The organism is Collimonas humicola (assembly GCF_018304945.1).
GTDB classification, from domain to species: domain Bacteria; phylum Pseudomonadota; class Gammaproteobacteria; order Burkholderiales; family Burkholderiaceae_D; genus Collimonas; species Collimonas humicola.
Genome location: NZ_JAGQEE010000006.1, coordinates 1 through 21,299 on the forward strand (window position 1 = coordinate 1; position 21,299 = coordinate 21,299).

At 56.5% G+C, this 21,299-nt stretch carries 14 protein-coding genes; 8 read left to right on the top strand and 6 right to left on the bottom strand.

What is annotated here, in order from left to right:
• Window positions 1–97: 97 nt before the first annotated feature.
• On the top strand, window positions 98–5,833 hold the full coding sequence (locus KHU30_RS17465; RefSeq protein WP_211443912.1) for a putative adhesin: 5,736 nt from the start codon (window positions 98–100) through the stop codon (window positions 5,831–5,833).
• Window positions 5,834–6,402: 569 nt separating this feature from the next.
• Here KHU30_RS17465 and KHU30_RS17470 read toward each other — a convergent pair.
• Window positions 6,403–8,469: an aminotransferase class V-fold PLP-dependent enzyme gene (locus KHU30_RS17470; protein WP_211443913.1), complete on the bottom strand. Its 2,067-nt coding sequence runs from the start codon at window positions 8,467–8,469 to the stop codon at window positions 6,403–6,405.
• Between the two features lie 123 nt (window positions 8,470–8,592).
• Here KHU30_RS17470 and KHU30_RS17475 point away from each other — a divergent pair, with 123 nt between their 5' ends.
• A complete protein-coding gene (locus tag KHU30_RS17475; RefSeq protein WP_211443914.1) occupies window positions 8,593–9,072 on the top strand; it encodes an Lrp/AsnC family transcriptional regulator in 480 nt (159 codons plus the stop codon).
• Between the two features lie 53 nt (window positions 9,073–9,125).
• Here the strand turns inward: KHU30_RS17475 and KHU30_RS17480 are convergent, their stop codons facing one another.
• Together KHU30_RS17480 and KHU30_RS17485 are read right to left on the bottom strand one after the other, a co-directional pair.
• Window positions 9,126–10,808 carry a BBE domain-containing protein gene (locus KHU30_RS17480; RefSeq protein WP_211443915.1) on the bottom strand — a complete coding sequence of 561 codons (1,683 nt, stop codon included), beginning with the start codon at window positions 10,806–10,808 and terminating at the stop codon, window positions 9,126–9,128.
• A 106-nt stretch (window positions 10,809–10,914) separates the two neighbouring features.
• Window positions 10,915–11,634 carry a lytic polysaccharide monooxygenase gene (locus KHU30_RS17485; RefSeq protein ID WP_211443916.1) on the bottom strand — a complete coding sequence of 240 codons (720 nt, stop codon included), beginning with the start codon at window positions 11,632–11,634 and terminating at the stop codon, window positions 10,915–10,917.
• A 227-nt stretch (window positions 11,635–11,861) separates the two neighbouring features.
• On the opposite strand from KHU30_RS17485, the gene KHU30_RS17490 reads away from it, so the two are divergent.
• The 5 genes from KHU30_RS17490 to recQ all read left to right on the top strand — a co-directional run bounded on the left by KHU30_RS17490 (window position 11,862) and on the right by recQ (window position 16,553).
• A complete protein-coding gene (locus KHU30_RS17490) occupies window positions 11,862–12,131 on the top strand; it encodes a YkgJ family cysteine cluster protein (protein WP_230411225.1) in 270 nt (89 codons plus the stop codon).
• 79 nt (window positions 12,132–12,210) lie between these two features.
• Window positions 12,211–12,765 (top strand): DUF1439 domain-containing protein, encoded by a 555-nt coding sequence (locus KHU30_RS17495; protein ID WP_211443917.1) that lies wholly within the window; start codon window positions 12,211–12,213, stop codon window positions 12,763–12,765.
• Between the two features lie 112 nt (window positions 12,766–12,877).
• Window positions 12,878–13,735, top strand: coding sequence for an undecaprenyl-diphosphate phosphatase (locus KHU30_RS17500; protein WP_211443918.1), 858 nt, complete (start codon window positions 12,878–12,880; stop codon window positions 13,733–13,735).
• An 81-nt stretch (window positions 13,736–13,816) separates the two neighbouring features.
• Window positions 13,817–14,689 (top strand): undecaprenyl-diphosphate phosphatase, encoded by an 873-nt coding sequence (locus KHU30_RS17505; protein ID WP_211443919.1) that lies wholly within the window; start codon window positions 13,817–13,819, stop codon window positions 14,687–14,689.
• A 28-nt stretch (window positions 14,690–14,717) separates the two neighbouring features.
• Window positions 14,718–16,553, top strand: coding sequence for a DNA helicase RecQ (gene recQ / locus KHU30_RS17510; protein ID WP_211443920.1), 1,836 nt, complete (start codon window positions 14,718–14,720; stop codon window positions 16,551–16,553).
• 92 nt (window positions 16,554–16,645) lie between these two features.
• Here the strand turns inward: recQ and KHU30_RS17515 are convergent, their stop codons facing one another.
• The 3 genes from KHU30_RS17515 to KHU30_RS17525 all read right to left on the bottom strand — a co-directional run bounded on the left by KHU30_RS17515 (window position 16,646) and on the right by KHU30_RS17525 (window position 18,675).
• Window positions 16,646–17,824 carry an FAD-dependent oxidoreductase gene (locus KHU30_RS17515; RefSeq protein ID WP_211443921.1) on the bottom strand — a complete coding sequence of 393 codons (1,179 nt, stop codon included), beginning with the start codon at window positions 17,822–17,824 and terminating at the stop codon, window positions 16,646–16,648.
• Window positions 17,825–17,935: 111 nt separating this feature from the next.
• The gene (locus KHU30_RS17520; RefSeq protein ID WP_038485925.1) at window positions 17,936–18,100 is read right to left on the bottom strand and encodes a rubredoxin; all 165 of its coding nucleotides are present in this window, start codon (window positions 18,098–18,100) and stop codon (window positions 17,936–17,938) included.
• An 89-nt stretch (window positions 18,101–18,189) separates the two neighbouring features.
• A complete protein-coding gene (locus KHU30_RS17525) occupies window positions 18,190–18,675 on the bottom strand; it encodes a rubrerythrin family protein (RefSeq protein WP_211443922.1) in 486 nt (161 codons plus the stop codon).
• A gap of 256 nt (window positions 18,676–18,931) precedes the next feature.
• On the opposite strand from KHU30_RS17525, the gene KHU30_RS17530 reads away from it, so the two are divergent.
• Window positions 18,932–21,244 (top strand): NADP-dependent malic enzyme, encoded by a 2,313-nt coding sequence (locus KHU30_RS17530; protein ID WP_211443923.1) that lies wholly within the window; start codon window positions 18,932–18,934, stop codon window positions 21,242–21,244.
• The last annotated feature ends 55 nt before the right edge of the window (window positions 21,245–21,299 follow it).

Consider the following 21,299-nt stretch of genomic DNA (forward strand, 5'->3'; position numbering starts at 1 on the left):
TTACGAGGGAGGGCTGATTGGTGCGGCGGAAAAAATAGCGAAGGAGATTGTGGGGGAGGCTCCCTGGCTCGCACTGGGTGCAGGCAGCAGAGAGGCAATGAAAGCGTATGTCAGTGCATCGCTCGATGCCGCGCTGGAAGAAAAGGGAGAGGAAGCTGCTACGTCAGTCAGTGACGAGGGCCCTACAGCGACACACGGAGAAACGCTCAGACCGTTGAATGCCAGAGAGGAGCTGTCGCGTATGGCGGCCGACTCTTCTGACCCGAAGCTTCGGGCACTCGCTGCGCGCTTGCTGAGACAGCCTGGCGTTGAGGATATTCGGCTGTGGCAGTCGAATCTCAACGACCGTAGCTTTTATGACCTGTCCGGCCGCTGGATAAAACTGAGCGCTGATGCGTCGGACTGGGAAAAGATGCACGAAATGACCCACAGTCTGACCGCACATAAATTGCGGTACGGACTGAAGAACCCGTCGTCAGAGCTGGGGCAACAGGTCGCGCAGCTCGATACCCTGCGCAAGAAAGCAAAGGACGCTTATAAGGGTACTGATAAAAATACTTTGTATTACCTGAAAGACATGGATGAGTTCGTGGCCGGGCTGTACTCCGGCAACAGCGACTTCATCGACCATCTGAGCGCCATAGATACAGAAGGCAGGAGTCTGTTGTCGCTGGTGATGGAGGCCATTTGTCTGATACTGGGTCTTACCACGGAGCACGAGACTGCCCTGACCCGGGCAATGGGATTGACCGATAAGGTAATGGGTACACCACTGGCTACAGCAGACGAAAGGGAAGAGGGGAAATTATACCTCATTTCAGGCCCCTCGTCGGGAACCACAAGCTTTAAAAACACTGCCTCTGCCCGGAGTAGACCCTCTGCTCCTGCCAAGAAAATATCTTCCGAGCCGCCGACCAGGGCAAGTGCCGCCAACTGGACCACCTTTGATGGTAATAAAATATCCGGTGCATCGCGTGATGAATTGGTCGGATGGCTTGCCGGCCTCACTCGGTATTCAAGAGGTCAATGGTTTTCCTCGCGTAGCTTTGCAAATGATTTTGACACAGATCTTAAAATTTATCTTGCTGAACAATATTTTATTTATGATGAAATGATTTCAGGATCTGATTATTTTAAGTGGGTGAGCGATTTTAAGAAATGGCCCGTTAATTTTCAGAGAGACAATAGAGTGGTGGGTCTGCTTCGTGACCCCAGGTCGCCGGCTGATTTTCCATCAGGAAAGGGATTTTTATTCACCCTTAAGGATAAACAAGGGAATGTTTTATTTTCTAAAACATATTTCCCACAAGGAAGTGGCAATGATATCAACAGCGACGGGGTGTGGCATAAAAATATTCTTGAACAAATAGAAGCTGATATGAATACCCTTCCGGAGGATAAACGTATTAGCATTTCTCATATAACAAGTAGTTATAATAGTACTCAGCCTGTTATTGAATCAGGTGCCATACCTAAGAATGGTCGTAATATATTTGTCGCCGGACAAAATAGCCTGGTTTCAACTGCAAATTTTGAGTTCGTGAATGCAACTGATAACACTATAACAGCTCCGGTAAGAAATGAAGCGCTTGGCGAGGATGCATCGGGTGCTGAAGGAGGTGCTCAGCAGCAGGCGCCGCAAGTGAGTTCCCCGGACGGGTCTGGTAAAAAAGTGGTAGAAAAAACGCATATTCAGGGGACAAAAATCTGGGAGTCTGATAATCAGCAGACATTTTCCTTACAAGGAGAAAGAGATCTGGTTGCTGGTGAAAAAATACTGGTATCAGTTACAGATGGACAGGGCCTTGTGGAGTATACGGAAATTACCATTCCTGCTGAGAATCTCGATAAGAGTAAATGGCCGACTTATGTTGCCTCAAAAATAAACAGCGTCATGGAACGCGCTCGGGTAGGGGATATTGATAGTCAGAATCCGACAGCGCCCATTGGCCTGAAAACTGCTGGTGGTAACTATTTGTGGACCACGAACGGTGAAGTTGCGGAATGGCAAGTCGTCAAAGGAGGAACAGCTGCGGCTCTGCCAGCACGGAATAACGTGCAATGGCGAGTTCCAGCCAGTGGCACCGGGGCGACAACTCCATCCAGATTGGCTTTTCCGCGCCCGCCATACTCTGATGAGCGACTGGTTGTTTGGGTTGAAGATAAAAATAGCGGTACATTAATTGAGAGGCTGGAGGTCCCAGCTATTCAAGACCCAGATGGAGAGAAATTGGGTGACGAAATTAATAAGCGTGCCAGTCATCTTCGGGTTGGTGAACTGTCTCAGGGAAAGATTGTCCCCTCGAATTACGTCGAGGATAATATTTTCTGGGTGGATGATGAGAATTATGTCGTCAAGTATGCCCTGGTTCCTGTAGAGACCCTTGATAAAAACTTGCAATTACAACAGCGTCATCAACTCCTGAGTCGGATCCACAAAAATCCTGCAGAAACTCGAGCGTTTTTTGCTTATGGAAAGCATCATCCATACACTGCATTGGATCGTGCTGAAATAAATAGATTGCTAACAATGAGCGATAACGACCGGCCTGGAGAAATTTCACAAATAGAAACAGAATTAAGAAGCCCTGATCTTTCGACCCAGCAGATGCTTAATAATGAGTTGTGGATTGATGAAGAGAAAAATTTTATTAATGATATTGTTACATTTAGAACCAGCAAGCCATTGTCGGCGGGTTCGCCTGCAGAGGATACCTCTTTTGCCAAAGCTAAAACAGATGCCCTTCGTTATTTCTTGAATAAATACCCGAATCTGGCGGGGGGAACTGGCATTTCATCAACTACAACCGACCAGCATCAATTACTGGAGGCAGTGAATTCCATTTATAAAAATATGACTATTGAGCAACAAAATGATTTTGTTTTCGCTACTGCATTGAATTGGAAGCTTGCAACGGACTCCAGTTTTCAAAACCAGATTTCTACCCTGACGACGGGAACGACTCTTGATTTATTCGCACTCCGCGAGGAAGTGATTACGGATTATGAGACCGCAGTCTCGAAACATATATTCGGTAACGCAGATTCAATCACCGATAACTTTAAATCTCGCGAAGAATCTGGAACGGATGAAAAATATTTCAAGCAGTATGCTGATTACATTAAAAATAATCTTGATGATGTGGCTAAAAGGACGTCCCAGCTGCTGGGAAGTCAATCTGGTATCAATAGCTTTGATATGAATCGCTCGGTCAGTAAAAGTGTGAAAATAAATATGAAGGTGCCGGTTTATGTCGAAAACAAATCCTCTTATAGCTACGAGAGAGTAGAAAGGAATCACCCTGCGACTGGTGATATTCATTTATTTAAGACCGATAGCGGACGTTATTTTATCTACAGTTCAGTAGGCGGATCGGTATTCCTGAAAGAAGTGAAGGATACCTTTACTGAAACTGAATTGGAGAACATGCTAAATGGGACAATTGATCCCCAATCGGGGATAAAACTGGAGAGCCTGTTCCGTGAAGAAATCTCACTGGATGATGTCAGCACTCAAGGTGGATATGAATCATTTAATAAAACTAAGAGACCTGGTGAATCAAGCCGAGGTAAGTATAATTTCAGTGCAACAATTGAAAGTAATGGTAATTTAAAAACAAAGCTAGATACTTTGAACTCAGCCTACCTTCGCAGCACAGTAGCTCAACATAGGGAACAGAATTTTAAGCTGAATAGTTGGGAAAAATTTCGTGATGCGATAATCCCTTTTTATAAGCGCTGGAGCCGCTCCTCTAAAGATCCGACTTATAAACACAGCGATGAAGATTCGTATAACGATTTAATGAGTTTATTTGGATTATTCTCTGTTGGTGCTGCGGGCCGTACTGGCCTAGCAAGAGCTGGCAGGGCAACGTCAGGCGTACTTCGTAACGGCAGGCCCGCTAGTGCGCGAGCCATGCAGGCAATGATTGGTCGGGGCGCACAGGCCGCTGCGCCTGGGCTTCGTGAAGCGCTAAAGGGAATGGCAACACAGCTAGCCAGTGAAGCGTTTCCTCCACTGGATTTGGTCAGAGCGGCTCGTGCGGGTGTCGGGTATACACGACGCGCATTCACGAGAACTGGTAATATCAATGGGCTTCAGAGTATGGCTGAGGGGAGCCAATCCATTCTGAGTAATACGCCATTCAGGCCTCAAAACAGTGTTAATGTCGACCTATCCGACGCACAACGCTATCAGCCATTTGGTTATAATTCTGTCAATGCCCCGAAAAATTTATTTACAAAAGACGGAAAAATATATCTTAGAAGGAACGATGGAATTTTCGAACTGGACGCAAGGCATGGAGGCAGAACGTTAAGAGTTCGAGTACCTGGCCAGCCATCTCATACTGGCCCAGAAATAATACATACAAACCAGGGCTTTATAAGGAAGGAGCCCAGTGGGCTAGGGGGAGGGAGGAGTTGGGCAGGATCGCGTATACCACTGGGTGATATGCGCGGCAAACCCATTCGGGGTACTCTCGGACGTGATCTCTACGGTCAGGATAATCCGCTTTCAAAACCTCGATCGGATGGGAGTAAAACAGGTCCATGGCCAGGTGCGGGTGGAACGATGCCCGAGGATATGCCAATTAAAGAAATACCGCGAGTAACGGAAGAGCCGTGGGAAGGCGCACGTGGAACGATGTCCGGGGGTACGGAAGGCCAAGGGAGAAGTGGAGGATCACACACTAGAGGTTTGCTTAACGCTAATCATCAGCATCCTAGAAGGTTGGGAACTAATCCAATTCTCAGAGATGGGACAGAACAAATTATTCATACGCGGACAACTTATTCGGGCGTAAAACAGGAAGTCACCAGGAAGTATGTCGGTAGGGATGTCATAGTGTACTCCGTTAAAGGGGACCCGGCTGGAAAGGTCGAGGTGAGCGCTCATGGCGGATTTTACCCTCATACGAATACAATGCGAGTACGTCAGGGAGAAACCATAGAATTTCGGGCCCCTCATGGCGATGAGTTAATCGATGCTGGTGTCGGCGTGCCAAATACTGGTGCAAGGCCACATTCAGTCGTGACGGCGCGATCCACTCGCATAGATTGGAATCAACGCTCAAATCCTAGGTCCCCTGGTAGCTCACACCCTCCACCTGTAACTGAATATAATGCGCGGGGGACCTCCCAACAAGGACGAGTTCGGAATTATAAATTGATGCATTACGAGAATGACACTGAGGCTGGTATTGCAGGGGCTTTAACTCATAATCGAACGCTGGTTGGGCAAGGAGCACCGGGCGTGACGAAATACGATATCGTAACGATCAGAAATCGCTGGTATAGCGAAGTAAACGAACCGACTTTTGAAAGCGTAATTAAGACACTGAAGACACTCCCTAATCCCCCCACCACATTTACTGCTAATTTCTGTCGATCCAATTATCTTCGGGCATTTCCTGGTAGCACTCGTACTGGACTTGCGCCGGGTAAATATGCGGTCCGCGGACAGAGACGCACCTACGACATTAGTAGTGGTCCACCGTATAAGTTGTTGTCCAGCACTCCAATTGTAACGCTTATTAGAATACCATCCGCCACACATGAACCATTGGGGGATGAAAGTGTGGAGATTGACCTGGATGAATATACTCTCATTGAGGAGAGTGAAGATGACATGATGAACACCACCACTCAAGGCTCCCTTTCCGATCTTTTGAATGATGAAAGTGGGGAGATTGATTTGGATGACTATGCCCTCATTGAGGATAGTGAAAATTCACCCTCTCAGTTTAGCACATCATCCTCTCAGTTGAGTACATCATCCTCTCAGTTGAGTACATCATCCTCTCAGTTGGATAATGGTTCACCTAATATATAATTCGAAAACTTGGACAGAGAACAAATGCTAAGCAATGAGGCCCGCTCCACAGGTCAAGATGACACCGTAGATGTGACGAGCAATTTTTCGATGATTGAAAGAGTCTTACTCGCTACGGGTACAGATCGGGAATCGCGCTCCGCCCTATTGCCACCATATTTTTCCGCAGGTCTTAAAAACAAACTGACCGAGCCAACGTTCCTGTCAGCATTCCGACGTGCCCGTCGGCCTGGAGCATGACGGGGTAATCCCCCGGGGCGACTATCTAGTTTGAATTCAGGAAAATGGCAGCCCCGCTCGGAAGTTGTTAACATAGAAACGTTGCTATGACCCGAAACCTGTTTGGAATTATATTATTTTGGCATTAGCAGAACCGGCGGGCTTCTCATCATGTTCAAGGCCCAATGTTATATCGTTTGTCTTATTTAGAATTGTAAGTCCTTGTTTTGGTTGAGATCTCATTCAAGACTTTATTCTGACGAAATAATGGGAGGGAATTTTGGGGCGGGGCAAGGAAGCCGCCCGCGGTCTTTGAAGCAAAGGCCGCAGGCAGTGTAAAACGGCTGTTTTCAGGCTGCCTTGGGATAGTCCAGCCTCAGCACCGGATTGCCCAGGGCAAGGCCGCCGCTGACGTGCCAGGCGTTCCGGTAGCCGAGCCGGCGCAGGCAAGCGACGGCTTTGTCGCTGCGGTTGCCGCTGCGGCAGAAAAACACCAGAGGCACGGGAGCGCCACGCAGCCATAGACTCAGATGAGAGGCAAGGCGGCTGAGCGGCACATGCAGGACCGTTTGGCCGGGCGCCGAAGTCATTCCTGCCGCATGTTCATAAGCTTCGCGCACGTCAACCAGCAGTGCCCCCGGATGGGCGGCAAGGAATTGCGCAAGTGCGGCAGCTTCCAGGTGCATGCCGCTGGCGCTTTCTTCATGCGCAGGGTTTTGCTCCGCGCGCAGGCTGGTGCACAGCCGGCCGGTTTCATCGCGCGCCGGGCATAACAGCGTGTCCGGCTCGATCAGCGTGGACTCGATCGCCGCCGCCGGCAATTCGCCGATGAAGGCAAAATGCGGCGCAAACGGTTCTTCTCCGGCGCTTCCCAGCAAATAGGCCTGGTGCTCACCCTGCCTCTTGCACAGGAATTTCCGTTCACCCAGTCTCAGCTCGGAACTGCCCGGTGCCGGCCAGCCAAAGGCATCGTTGCCAGCGCCAGGTCCGGCATCGCTGCCCAGGGCCCGGGCCAGTTCGCAGCGGGCGCTGTCCTGCATTGGCAGTGCCTTGGTGCTGAGAATGGCGCGCAGCTGATAACCGTGGTTGCGCACATAAGCGGTCAGCCGCGGCGCCAGCAATGCCGACGGATCGATGATGACGCAGCTGCGGCTGGCGTCATCCGCCACCAGCCAGGCATTGGCGCCGTCCAGGTTGAAGCGGACTACCGGGTCGGCGGCAGCCGATGGCGCGGCGGCAGCGCCCTGGCGCCAGGCGAGGCCGCAATGTTCGATGCGCGCGCAGGCAGCGCTGATGAAGGCATCGTCGGCAAGCGGTCCGAACGACATGCGGATCGCGGAACTGCTGCGCCAGAGCGGCAGCTGCATCGCGTCCAGCACATAGCTGGGGGCGCTCTTGGCGGCGGAGCAGGCGCTGCCCGAGCTGACCCGCAGCTGGGCGGCGTCGAACAGGTCCAGCAATTCCTTGCTGGCCAGCCCCGGCACGGAGAAGTTGAGCGTGGTCGGCAGGGTCTTTTCCAGCGGCTGATTGAACACGATGTCGGGAAAGGCAAGCCGCAGGCTGGCGATCAGGCGTGCACGGAAGCCATGCAGCTGCTGGTGGCTGCGGAAGGTGACGCCGTCTTCCAGGGCGCCCAGGACCGCACCGAGGGCGGCGATGCCAGCCATGTTTTCGGTGCCGGAGCGTTGTCCGGATTCCTGGCCTCCGCCCATGATCAATGGCGTGAAAGGCGCTCCCGGCCGGACGTACAGCATGCCTACGCCTTTTGGCGCATACAGCTTGTGTCCGGAAAACGTCGCATAGTCGATGCGTGTCGCCGCCAAGTCCAGCTGCATCTTGCCCAGCGCCTGGACACAGTCGACCAGCCAGTAAGCGTCGCTGCCGCTTTGCTGCAATATGGCTTCGATCTGGGCCAGCTCGGAGATGACACCGGTTTCATTGTTGGCAGCCATGGTGCATACCAGCGCAGCATCGCCGGCCAGCAGGCGCAGGGCTTCGAGGTCATGCTGGCCATCCTGGTCGACCGGCAGTTTCTTCAATTCCAGGTTCAATCCCAGCAAACGATTCCAGTGCATCAGGCTTTCCGGCACGGCCTTGTGCTCCGTGGCGCCGTAGAGCAAAAACTTGCCGATGCGCTGGCCGGCCGACTGCCGTTCACGCAAGGCGCACAGCGCGGACAGCACCGCGGTCTGGATGCCCTCGGTAGCGCCGCTGTTGAACATCAGGCGGCCGTCGCCGGCGCCGAGCAGGCGCGCGGCGCGCTGGCGCACCTGGCTCATCAGGGTCTTGGCCCGGATGCCGGTGGCATGGCTGCTGCTTGGGTTGCCAAAGCATTCTTTCATCGCCCGGGCGGCTGCGTCAATCGCGGCGGGCAGGACTGCTGTGGTGGCGTTGGCATCGAGATATATTTCAGTCATCGTTTTTCATCGGACAGTAAGCTTGTCAATAGTCTACTGTTTCCGATGAATGAAGACATTCTAAAAATACCGGAATTTTGCTAAAATGGAGAATATTTATACCTATATATATTACAAAACAGCATGAACACACTTGATAAGTTTGATCACGCCATTCTGGCGGCGCTGCAGATCGATGGCAGCCTGTCCGTCGCCGCACTCAGCGAAAAGATCGACCTGTCCAGCACGCCATGCTGGAAACGCCTGAAACGGCTGGAAGAAGAGGGCTATATCGAGCGCCGCGTCGCCATCGTCAACCGCGAGAAGATCGGTTTGCCGGTGACAGTGTTCGTCAGCGTGCGCACCGGCCAGCACGACGAGAAATGGCTGTCGAAGTTCGCGGCGGCGGTGATGGCCTTGCCGGAAGTCCAGGAATTCCACCGTATGAGCGGCGATGTCGATTATTTATTGAAAGTCGTCACGACGGACATCCAGGGGTATGACGCCATTTACAAAAAATTGATCAAGATCACGCAGTTGCATAGCGTGTCATCGGCATTCTCGATGGAACAGATCAAATCCACCACGGCGCTGCCGCTGGGGCTGGTAGCGAAGACCGGATGACCGGATTGCGGTGAATCCGGCCTTTGCCTGCCGCAGCTTGAACGCGCCGGCCGTCAAGGCATTTGCAGGGGAATCGACATTTCGTGGCGGAACAGATTGCCCGGATCGATTTTCTGTTTCAGCGCAACCAGGAACTGCGCCTTGTCCATGTAGTACAGGGCAGGCCATTGCGGATCGACCCTGGTGTGTGCCGGGTCGCTGTATTTCATGTCGATATCGGGATAATTGATGTAGCAGCCTTGCCAGTCGCGCGAAGGGTAGGGCTTGCCGGAGCCGGCTTCGGGCGTATAAGCCAGGATGTAGGCATGGTACAGGCGGCTTAGCCAGGCCATGTGGAATTCATCGTCGGCGGCATCGGTCCAGTAGGTCTGGAACTGGCTTTTCAAGATCGACTCCCGCTGCGGTACGCAGGTTTCATGGCTGCCCATGAATGCATTGACGGCGCCGCCATACGAGTCGATCTGCACCAGCGAGGCGTTGAGCCGCGGATCGTTGCCGTAGACGTACAGCACTTCCCACAGCTGGTCGCTGCCGGCGACCGGCGCCGCCAGCGTCGGCTTGACCTGATAGCTCGATTTGTACTTGCCGCGGCGGTTGTCGCCGGAGCCGTTGAACATCTGCGTCAGCGCAATCCAGTCCATGCGGCGCGCATTGCTGATGGCATCCTGGACGCGCATATCCATGCCTGCATTCTTGTGGCGTTTCGGCGCGATATTCGGTTCCATGAAGGCATCGTTGAGGCGCGCGGGCAGTCCGGGGATATGGGTCATGGCGTTGACAAAATCGATGAACGGACCGTCCTTGCCGTTGCCGACATTGCCGTCGACGTCGGTGTACTGGATCACCAGGCCGATATTGCCGGCTGCCCGCGCATTCAGCTTGAACAGGGTGAACAGGCCGCCGTTGCCGTTGTGCGGCGCATTCCACTCGCTGTCGTGCCGCGCGAACCATTCGCCATAAGTATCCAGCAAGCGTTTCAGCGCGCTGGCGCCGCCGGCTTGCTGGAGGTCGTCCCAGGCATAGCTCAAGGCGAGGAAGTAAGCTTCTTTCGGCGCTTCCGGCAAATCCTTGAAGTAATAGTTCAGGATGATGCCGAAGTTGCCGCCGCCGGCGCCGCGGCAGGCAATGAACAGGTCGCGCTCGACGCCGTCGGAGGCCAGGTTCACGTGCCTCGCTGTCAGCCCTGTGCCTGTGCTGTCGGGCACCAGGATATCCACGCCCGCGAGCCAGTCGACGGTCAGGCCATGCAGGCGCGACAGCAAGCCGTAGCCGCCGCCGACGATGTGGCCGCCGGAACCGACCGAATAGCAGGTGCCGCCCGGCAGCGTCTTGCCGGTGCGCTTGTACAGGTCGACATAAGCGTCCCAGTTTTGATTGCCGGCGGACACCCTGAATTTGTACCGGGCCGGATTGGCCGGCAGGACCTGGGACGCCAGGTCTTCGTTGCGGGAGTAATCCATGCCGGTCATCAGGCCGACGTCGATGATGGCTAGTTTTTCGCCTGCGGATAATTTGTTGGAGACGAAGCCCTCGTAGCAATGGCCGCCGCTGCGCACCGTGATGCGATTGCCGTTTTTGAGCGCAGCATTGGCAGCCTGCAAGGTTTCCTGCCAGGTCTTGCACACGTAAATGCTGCCGGCGCCCGCATCGGGAGCGGCAGGGAAGCGCAGATTGAAGCCCTTCTGCAAGGCCTCGTGGCGGCGATCTTCATTGGTTACCTGTACAAAATCAGACATGCTTGTTCTCCGTCAGGTTGGATTGTGCTGCGAGGATTTTCATGGCTGCCGGCGGGAATGCCTGAGGCCGTGGATTCCGGCCAGCCGCCTGTGCGGATTCGCCGCCTTACTTTTTCGCGGCGCTGGCAACGATATTGACATCGCTGCAGTTGTAGAATCCCTCTCCGGCCGAGTCAACGCGCTGCCAACGGGTATACAGAACGCGTTTGCCCAGCGTGTCCTTGAGATCCACATTCATCTCGTAGTAACCGGCCACCGGCTTGACGTCGTCGAAGCGGCCGACTTCTTCCAGGTCGTTCCAGGTAAGGCTGGCCTTGGTCGGGTCGTAGCCCGGCTTGGAAAGATAAATCACCCAGAAACTGGGATCATGCGCCATGGTGGCCTTGAATTTCAGGCGCATCGCCTGGTTCTGGTCCTTGGTGACGGTGCTGGTATGCCAGTCAGGCGAGGGCAGGTCCATCCCGGATTTGTCGTTGCCGGGAACGCTGTTGCCGGCGGAGCACAACTGATGATCAGGGATGGCTTTTTTGACTTCCTCAAAATCGTTGTAATTCGGAATGTTCTTGGCGTATTCGTTCCATTGATTGAACTGGATTGTGGCCTGACTCTGATTGTTGTCGTGTTTTTTATACACTTCCTGATAAGCAGCCCTGCAGGCAGGATTCTTGATGCCCGAGCCGTCTGCCGGCCAGTTGAAATCCTGGGCCTTGTAGCAGTTCAGTTGCCGTGCAATGGGAAATTCCACCGCGCCATGCCTGGCCTCGGCGTGCGCGCCCAGGCAAAGCGCCTGAAAAGCCAGTCCGCAAGCGATGTGACGAATTTTCATACCGACTCCTTTTTGAGTTGAGAACGGTCATTACACTGCTTCTTTCGTTTCGGCGTCACTGTCACAGTTGGCAGGTCGGCATGAGCGCAGCAGCATTCCGCTATTGTGCAAAGGGTGATGCAAAACGCGAATGCAAGTAGAATCCAGCCTTTGCTTCAATCTGCGTTGCTGCCGGCTGCACACCTTCCCATGTTTGTTAAATTCACACTGACCGCCGAGGCCTCCGCATGAGCGCGCCGGGCTTGAGCTGCCGTCCCGATTGCGGCGCCTGTTGCACGGCGCCGTCGATCTCCTCGGCCATTCCCGGCATGCCGAATGGCAAACCGGCAGGCGTGCGCTGCATTCAGCTGGATCCGGCCAACCTGTGCCGGATTTTCGGCAGCCCGGAACGGCCTGCGGTGTGCGCCAGTTTGCAGCCTGCTCCGGACATGTGCGGCAGCTCGCGCGAGCAAGCGATGCATTACCTGGCAACGCTTGAGCAATTGACAGCGGGGTAGAATCGACGCGGTTGCATCTCGCTGCCGCATTTGCCTATTGCCCGAAAACAAGGAAATCTGAATGAAATCAAACCGGTCTATGTCTGGCAGGGCTGTTTCCCTGCTGCTGGCCTTGTCTGCCGCACTGCTGCTGGCGTCCTGCGCCGCCTTGATAGGACCGCGCGATGTCGCTTTCCCGCTGGCCAAACTGCAGCAATCGGTGGACAAGCGCCTGCCGTTTTCGCAGCGCTACCTGGGCATTTTCGAGATTACCGCCAGCAGGGCCGTGCTCGCCCTGCCGCCTGAGCAGAACCGCCTGGCCATGAATACTGACGTCACGGTGGCGCTGCCGCTGCTGGGCAAGTCGTGGAGCGGTACGATGGCCATCTCCGGCATCCTGACCCTGGACAACCCGCACAATGCGGTAACCCTGGCCGAACCGAAACTGGACAGCCTGGCATTGAATGGCCTGGACGGCAGCTATGCCGCACAGGTCACGCAGGTCGGCAATCTGCTGGCGCGCCAGCTGCTGGCCAGCCTGCCGCTGTATACTTTCAAGCCGGAAGACCTGCGCTATGCCGGCGTGGCGTTCATGCCGACCCGCATCGCCACCAGGCCGGAAAACCTGGTGGTTACCTTCGAACCGGTAAAATAGTGCGCTTTCTTTAAGAAAACGTTCGTTACAGGCTTACGGCCGCAACGGTATCATTCGTCCTGCCGCGCTATTTTCTTACTCTCTTATTACTTTCTTATCATTCCCACACTACATGGATATATTTCTCGCGTTAAAAGTCCTGATCATGGGCCTGGTCGAGGGCTTTACCGAGTTCCTGCCGATCTCGTCCACCGGTCACCTGATCCTGGCCGGCAGCCTGCTGGACTTTACCGCCGATATCGGCCGCGAGAAAGCTGAAGTATTCGAAATCGCCATCCAGGCCGGCGCCATTTTCGCGGTCTGCTGGGAATACCGCGCGCGCATTGCCGCCGTGCTGCGCGGCTTGTCCAGCGATCCCAAGGCGCGCAAGCTGGTGCTCAACCTGATCATTGCGTTCATGCCTGCTGCGATCCTGGGCCTGCTGTTCAGCAAGATGATCAAGGAAAAGCTGTTTGCGCCGCTGCCGGTGGCGATTGCGCTGATCGTCGGCGGCTTCGTGATTCTCTGGGTCGAGCGCCGCAACAACGCCCTCGGCAAGGCCGGCAGCAGCGTCGCGCGGGTGGATTCGGTCGACGACATGACGGCGCTGGACGCCTTGAAGATCGGCTTCGCCCAGGCTTTCGCGCTGATCCCCGGCACCAGCCGCTCCGGCGCTACGATTATCGGCGGCATGATGTTTGGGCTGTCGCGCAAGGCCGCCACCGAATTTTCCTTCTTCCTGGCGATCCCGACCCTGTTTGCCGCCACCATCTATTCCCTGTATAAAGACCGCGCGCTGCTGTCGGCGAGCGATATCCCGCTGTTTTCGATCGGCACCGCGGCGGCCTTCGTTTCCGCTTTCCTGTGCGTGCGCTGGCTGCTGCGTTATATCAGCAGCCATGATTTCACCGCGTTTGCGTGGTATCGCATCGTCTTCGGCCTGGTGGTGATCGTGACGGGTTATACCGGCTGGGTCAGCTGGGTGCATTGACGCCATCCGGGAAGGCAGTGCTGAACCGGTTTTTAGTACAGTAAAAAATTGTAATCATCCAATCCTGAACAGGAGAATGTTGTGGCAAGTGTATGTTCCGCTGGTACCGATATCGGGTTTGCATCGCTAGACTATTTACAGGTCGCGATTCTGGGCGTGATTCAGGGCATCTCTGAGTTATTGCCGATTTCTTCCACCGCGCATATGCGCATCGTGCCGGCAGTGCTGGGCTGGCATGATCCGGGCTCGGCGTTCTCGGCGGCGATGCAGCTGGCGGCGCTGGCGGCGGTGGTGAGCTATTTCTGGCGCGATGTGCGCGAAGTCACAATGGGCAGCATCAATGCGGTGCGCCAGCGCGATTTCAGCAGTCCGTCGTTCCGTCTCGGCGTGGCGATCATCCTGGCCACCATCCCGATCGGGATTGCCGGCCTGGCGCTGTCGCACGTGCTGAACGCTTGCGGTTCGCCGCTGCGCAGCCTGAGCGTGATCGGCTATGCCTGTATCGCCATGGGCGTGCTGCTGGCGCTGGCGGAAGTCAGCTGCAAGCATCGCCGCACCGTCGGCGAAATGCGCTTGCGCGATGCGATTATCGTCGGCCTGGCGCAAGTCGGCGCCCTGATTCCAGGCGTGTCGCGCTCCGGTTCGACCCTGACAGCTGCCCTGTTCCTGAATTTCAAGCGCGAGGAAGCAGCGCGCTTCTCCTTCCTGCTCGGCTTGCCGGCGATTGCCCTGGCCGGCTTGAAAGAGCTGCTGGTGCTGTTCCATCTGCACATGCCGCTGGAAACCTGGATGCTGCTGATTTTCGGCCTGCTGGTGGCCAGCGTTTCCGCCTTCGGCGCGATCTGGGGTTTGATGAAATTCCTGGAAAAATTCTCTACCTGGCCGTTCATCGTCTATCGCATCGCCCTCGGGATTTTCCTGCTGCTGGCGGTCAACAACGGTTTCCTAAGTTAAATCAAGTAAAGCAAAGTCAACGTATTTAATGCCAAATTCAGCACAAGCAGCATCGGCCGATCCGCAAGCATTGCATATACTGCAAACGGTCTTCGGCTATCCCTCGTTTCGTGGCCAGCAGGCTGAAATCGTCAGCCATGTAGCCAGCGGCGGGGATGCGCTGGTGCTGATGCCGACCGGCGGCGGCAAGTCGCTGTGCTATCAGATCCCGGCCCTGTTGCGCGACGGCGTCGGCGTGGTGGTGTCGCCGCTGATCGCGCTGATGCAGGACCAGGTCGATGCGCTGGCGGAAGTTGGTGTGCGCGCAGCCTTCCTCAATTCAACCCAGACCTACGAAGAAGCGGCGCAGATCGAGCGCCGCGTGCGCAACGGCGACCTCGACCTCGTCTACGTAGCGCCGGAGCGCCTGCTGACGCCGCGCTGCCTGGAGCTGCTGGAGTCGTCGAAGATCGCCCTGTTCGCCATCGACGAAGCGCATTGCGTATCCCAATGGGGGCATGATTTCCGGCCGGAATACATCAAGCTGTCGATCTTGCACGAGCGCTTTCCGCAAGTGCCGAGGATTGCGCTGACGGCCACCGCCGACCAGCAGACCCGCGAAGAAATCGCGCTGCGCCTGCAGCTGGAAGACGGGGCGCGTTTTGTTTCTTCCTTCGACCGCCCCAACATCCGCTACCAGATAGTAGAAAAAGGCAACGGCCGCAAGCAGCTGCTTGATTTCATCGAAAGCGAGCATGTCGGCGACGCCGGCATCGTGTATTGCCTGTCGCGCAAGAAGGTGGAAGAAACCGCGGAATTCCTGGTGCAGCAGGGGATCACCGCCTTGCCGTATCACGCCGGCATGGACTACGCGCAGCGCACCAAGAACCAGGGGCGTTTCCTGCGCGAAGACGGCATCGTGATGTGCGCCACCATCGCTTTCGGCATGGGCATCGACAAGCCGGACGTGCGCTTCGTCGCCCACCTGGACCTGCCGAAAAGCATCGAGGGCTATTACCAGGAAACCGGCCGCGCCGGCCGCGATGGCGGCCCGGCCAATGCCTGGATGGCGTATGGTCTGCAGGATGTGGTGCAGCAGCGCCGCATGATCGATGAATCGGAAGCCGGCGAGACTTTCAAGCGCGTGCTCGGCATCAAGCTGGACGCCATGCTCGGCCTCTGCGAAACCCTGCATTGCCGGCGCGTGCGGCTGCTGGACTATTTCGGCCAGAGTTCCGAACGCTGCGGCAACTGCGATACCTGTATGAATCCGCCGGTTTCCTTCGATGCTACGGTGGTGGTGCAAAAGCTGCTGTCGACCATCTACCGGGTTGACCAGCGTTTCGGCGCCATGCACGTGATGGATGTGTTGCGCGGCATCGATTCCGATAAGATCAAGCAGTGGCGCCACGATCAGCTCTCCACCTTCGGTATCGGCAGTGACCGCAGCGAAGCGGAATGGCGCGCCATTCTGCGGCAGTCGATTGCGCTCGGCCTGATCACGGTCGACCACGAAGCCTACAGCGCGCTCAAGCTGACCGACGCCGCGCGGCCGGTGCTGAAGGGCGAGCACCCGGTGCAGCTGCGGCAATACCAGAAGCCGGTCAAGCAGAAGCGCAGCAGCGGCAAATCCAAGGGCTATGTCGAAACCGATCTGTCGGCGCAGGAGCAGGCCATCTTCGAGAAGCTGCGCTGGTGGCGGGTGGAAACCGCGCGCAAGCACAATGTGCCGGCCTATGTGATTTTCCACGACGCCACCATGCGCGAAATCGCCAAGGCGCAGCCGGCTTCGCTGGACGATCTGCGCGGCGTCAGCGGCGTCGGCGAGAAGAAGCTGGAAACCTATGGCGCAGAGATAGTCGAGCTGATTGCGGAATTCGCGTAGTACGGCGAGCGGTCATTGCCGGGGCGGCGCAAAAAAAAATCCACGACAATATTCGTGGATTTTTTTCATCTGCCGGGAAGCAAGTGAGTTGCTTAAGGCTTGGTCCCCAGGGCCGCCATCAAGGCTTGCCTGATCTTCGCTTCCTGCGGCGCCACGCCGAAACCAAGCATCACGCCTTGCGCATCGAAGAAGCGGCAAATGGTGGTGCCGCCATCGACTTCGGTTTCCCAGCGGCCGGTTGCCACCGCATGCGCAGGCGGTGGCACCAGCGCCAGCGGATAGCTCGGAGTCTTGACGATCACCGGCGAATGCTTGAGATCGATTTCGGTGTCTTCGCCATTCAAGGTCTTGGCGATCGCCCGCGCCGCGGTCAGGATCGGGGCGATATACGGCAGCGGGCTGGTGCGGCCTTCGCCGTCGATGCGGTATTCGGCGCAGTCGCCGAGCGCATAGACATCCGGCGCGCTGGTGCGGCCATGGGAATCGACCAGGATGCCGCGGCCGCTGGCCAGGTTTGCGGCTTGCGCCAGCGTCAGGTCCGGGCGCAGGCCGACGGCCGACAGGACCACATCGGCCACTACGCTATCGCCATTGGCCAGCGTGACTTTGAGCGCGCCGTCGGCGTGGTCGATGCTGCTGGCCGTGGTGCCCAGGCGCAGGTCGATGCCGCGCGCGGTGAGGGCGGCGTGCAAGCCTTGCGACAGCGGCGGCGCAGCCAGGGCTGCCAAAGGCAGGCTGTTGGGATCGATCAGCATCACCTGGTGGCCGTGGGCGGCGAGGTCGTCGGCGAATTCACAGCCGATCAGGCCGGCGCCGAGGATGACCACGCGCGCCGATGCCTGCACGTCCGGCAGCAGCTTCTCGCGGAAGGTGGCGTAATCGTCGATATGGTTGACCGACAGCACGCGCTCGGCGGCGTCGCCGGCGATGCCCAGCCGGATCGCTTGCGCGCCGACCGCGATCACCAGCTGCTCGTATTCGAAAGCGCCGCTGCTGGTGTCCACCACCTTGGCTATCGTATCGATATGCTTGACCCGGGTCTTGGTCATGATATTGGCGCCGACCTGTTCCGCCATGGCTACCGCGCTGTGCGAGATCAGCTGGGCCGCCAGTTTCTTTTGCGCGAAAGCATTCGACAGCATCGGCTTGGAATAGAAACCGCCATCGTCGGCAGTGATGATGAGCAGGGCGGCAGTCTTGTTCAGCTTGCGCACTTCACGTGCCAGCGTATAAGCAGCCATGCCGGCGCCGATGATGATAATGGGTTTCATGGATGTCCTGGGAATGATAGCGGTGAAGATTCAGCGGTGGAATGTGGTTGAGGGTGTCTTGCCGGCGGCCGCAGACGCTTGCGCTGCGGCCGCTGATTCTACAACATATGCTTAGATTTCAACCATTTCAAAGTCGGCCTTGGCGACGCCGCAATCCGGGCATTCCCAGGTCGCCGGCACGTCTTCCCACTTGGTGCCGGCGGCGATGCCGTCTTCCGGCCAGCCGGCCGCTTCGTCATAGATCAGGCCGCAAACGATGCATTGGTAAGTTTTCATGTTGTTTCCTATTTGTGTGTGTTGTGTCGGTTTTCCGTCCCGGCGGCGTTTTGCCCCGCCGCCAGGCTGCTTATATGGGTTACGCGGAGTTACGCAGCGTTCAATGCATCCAGCGCTTGCTGGTAATGATTGGCATGGCGCTCTTCCACCTTGGCCAGGGCGGCGAAACGCTTGGCCGCCTTTTCCAGGGTGCGCTTGAAATTCTCTGCATGCTCTTTCGATTCGGCAATCTGCTCGTCGTATTCGGCGACCGCGGCCTGGTTGCCTTCTTCAACCGCCAGGTGGCGGAATTTCGGATACATCTCAGTGTATTCGTAAGTCTCGCCTTCAATCGCGATTTCCAGCGATTTGGCCGGCGTCAGCTGTGCTTTCGGATACAGCAGGTCGAGATGGCCGAAGGCGTGCATGACTTCCTGGTCCGCTGTATCTTCAAAAATCCTGGCGACGTCATCGGCGCCGGCTTCGCGCGCCAGCTTGGCGAAATAGCGGTATTTTATATGGGCCATGGATTCACCGGCAAAGGCGGCTTCCAGATTTTCGATAGTGACTGATTTGTTGCTGTCTTGGTTTGCCATGGTGTGCTCTCTCTCAGTTGTTCCGGGAAGGGTGTTTTGTTGATTACCGTGAGACAGATGATAGATTTTATTTATTGAAATTGGAAATTGAATATCTTAATAGCTATGATAGATTGTGTCGTTTTGATATCGAGCGATTTTTATGGGCATGCATCTATGTGAAATTGCTATTCACCATGCGAAATTCGCATAGCTGGTTGCGGGCAGTCTGATAAAATCAAGGACTTTCACTTGTTACACTTGGGGACAGAGGCATATGGATTCGATGATCGATAAAAAAGAAGAGCTCCGCCAACAATTACGCCAAGCGGCGCTTGAATATCACGAGTTTCCGACCCCCGGGAAAATCAGCGTAACTCCTACCAAATTGCTTACCAACCAGCGCGATCTGGCGCTGGCCTACTCGCCGGGCGTGGCCGCGGCCTGTGAAGAAATCGTGGCCGATCCGGCCAATGCCTTCCGCTACACAGCGCGCGGCAACCTGGTGGCGGTCATCACCAACGGCACTGCCGTGCTGGGCCTGGGCAATATCGGGCCGCTGGCATCCAAGCCGGTGATGGAAGGCAAGGGCGTGCTGTTCAAGAAATTCGCCGGCATCGACGTCTTCGATATCGAGATCAACGAACACGATCCGGAAAAGCTGTGCGACATCATCGCCTCGCTGGAACCGACTTTCGGCGGCATCAACCTGGAAGACATCAAGGCCCCTGAATGCTTCGAGATCGAGCGCAAGCTGCGCGACCGCATGAAGATCCCGGTCTTCCACGATGACCAGCACGGCACCGCCATCATCGTCGGCGCGGCGATCCTGAACGGCCTGAAAGTGGTCGGCAAGGATATCAAGAACTGCAAGCTGGTTGTCTCCGGCGCCGGCGCTGCAGCGCTGGCCTGCCTGGACCTGATCGTCGATCTCGGCTTCCCGATTGAAAACATTTTCGTCACCGACCTGGCCGGCGTGGTCTACAAGGGCCGGGTTGAACTGATGGATCCGGACAAGGAACGCTTTGCGCGCGAGACCGATGCCCGCACCCTGGCCGAGCTGATTCCAGGCGCCGACATTTTCCTCGGCCTGTCAGCCGGCGGCGTGCTCAAGCAAGACATGGTGAAGGCGATGGGGCCGCGGCCGCTGGTGCTGGCGCTGGCCAATCCGACCCCGGAAATCCTGCCGGAAGAAGTCAAGGCAGTGCGCGACGACGCCGTCATGGCGACCGGCCGTTCGGATTATCCGAACCAGGTCAACAACGTGCTGTGCTTCCCTTACATTTTCCGCGGCGCCCTCGATTGCGGCGCCACCACCATCACGCGCGAGATGGAAATCGCTGTGGTGCACGCGATCGCTGAACTGGCGCAAGCCGAGCAGTCGGACATCGTCGCCACCACTTACGGCATCACCAACCTGTCGTTCGGCCCCGAATACATCATTCCGAAGCCGTTCGATCCGCGCCTGATGATCAAGATCGCGCCGGCAGTGGCCAAGGCTGCAGTGGCCTCGGGTGTCGCCAGCCGGCCGATCCAGGACATGGAAGCCTACATCGACAAGCTGCAGCAATTCGTCTATCGCAGCGGCACCTTCATGCGGCCATTGTTCCAGATCGCCAAGAAGACCCCGGCCGAGAAGAAACGCATCGTCTACGCCGAAGGCGAAGAAGAACGCGTCCTGCGCGCGGTGCAGGTGGTGGTCGACGAAAACCTGGCGCGTCCGATCCTGGTCGGACGTCCGGCGGTGCTGCAGCAGCGCATCGAACGTTTCGGCCTGCGCCTGAAAGCGGATGTCGATTTTGAAGTGATCAACCCGGATTTCGACGAACGCTACCGCGATTACTGGCAGACCTTCCTGGCCATGACCAAGCGCCAGGGCGTGACCGAGCAGTACGCCAAGCTGGAAATGCGCCGCCGCCACACGCTGATCGGTTCGATGGCGATCCACAAGGGCCACGCCGACGGCATGATCTGCGGTACCTATGGCACCACCAGCCTGCATCTGAACTACATCGACAAAGTCCTCGGCCGGCGCGAAGGCGTCAATGTTTACGCGGCGATGAATGCCCTGATCCTGGCGGACCGCCAATTGGTGCTGGTCGATACCCACGTCAATGAAGAACCGACGGCCGAACAGCTGGCCGAGATCACGATCCTGGCCGCGGAAGAGATGCTGCGTTTCGGCATCAAGCCGCGCGCGGCCCTGCTGTCTCATTCCAACTTCGGTTCCAGCAACAGTGCTTCGGCGCAGAAGATGCGCAATGCGCTGGCGATCATCAAGGAACTGGCGCCAGAGCTGGAAGTCGACGGCGAAATGCATGGCGACACCGCGCTTAACATCGAGCTGCGGCGTCAATTGATGCCGGACTCGACCTTGACGGGTGACGCCAACCTGCTGGTGATGCCGAATATCGATGCCGCCAATATCGCTTACAACCTGCTCAAGAACACCTGCGGCAACGGTGTCGCGGTCGGCCCGATCCTGCTGGGCTGCGCCAAGCCGGTGCACATCCTGACGCCGTCGGCGACCGTACGCCGCATCGTCAACATGACCGCCTTGTGCGTGGTGGATGCGATCTCGGTGCGTTAAGATCCGAATCAGCAGCAAGAAACGAAAGGCCCCGTTTTACCGCCGGATCATCGGC

Excerpts from the sequence above, each read along its gene's own strand:
- KHU30_RS17465 (WP_211443912.1), top strand. The coding sequence starts at position 98 with ATGAAAGCGTATGTCAGTGCATCGCTCGATGCCGCGCTGGAAGAAAAG.
- KHU30_RS17470 (WP_211443913.1), bottom strand. The coding sequence starts at position 8,469 with ATGACTGAAATATATCTCGATGCCAACGCCACCACAGCAGTCCTGCCC.
- KHU30_RS17475 (WP_211443914.1), top strand. The coding sequence starts at position 8,593 with ATGAACACACTTGATAAGTTTGATCACGCCATTCTGGCGGCGCTGCAG.
- KHU30_RS17480 (WP_211443915.1), bottom strand. The coding sequence starts at position 10,808 with ATGTCTGATTTTGTACAGGTAACCAATGAAGATCGCCGCCACGAGGCC.
- KHU30_RS17485 (WP_211443916.1), bottom strand. The coding sequence starts at position 11,634 with ATGAAAATTCGTCACATCGCTTGCGGACTGGCTTTTCAGGCGCTTTGC.
- KHU30_RS17490 (WP_230411225.1), top strand. The coding sequence starts at position 11,862 with ATGAGCGCGCCGGGCTTGAGCTGCCGTCCCGATTGCGGCGCCTGTTGC.
- KHU30_RS17495 (WP_211443917.1), top strand. The coding sequence starts at position 12,211 with ATGTCTGGCAGGGCTGTTTCCCTGCTGCTGGCCTTGTCTGCCGCACTG.
- KHU30_RS17500 (WP_211443918.1), top strand. The coding sequence starts at position 12,878 with ATGGATATATTTCTCGCGTTAAAAGTCCTGATCATGGGCCTGGTCGAG.
- recQ (WP_211443920.1), top strand. The coding sequence starts at position 14,718 with ATGCCAAATTCAGCACAAGCAGCATCGGCCGATCCGCAAGCATTGCAT.
- KHU30_RS17515 (WP_211443921.1), bottom strand. The coding sequence starts at position 17,824 with ATGAAACCCATTATCATCATCGGCGCCGGCATGGCTGCTTATACGCTG.
- KHU30_RS17520 (WP_038485925.1), bottom strand. The coding sequence starts at position 18,100 with ATGAAAACTTACCAATGCATCGTTTGCGGCCTGATCTATGACGAAGCG.
- KHU30_RS17525 (WP_211443922.1), bottom strand. The coding sequence starts at position 18,675 with ATGGCAAACCAAGACAGCAACAAATCAGTCACTATCGAAAATCTGGAA.
- KHU30_RS17530 (WP_211443923.1), top strand. The coding sequence starts at position 18,932 with ATGGATTCGATGATCGATAAAAAAGAAGAGCTCCGCCAACAATTACGC.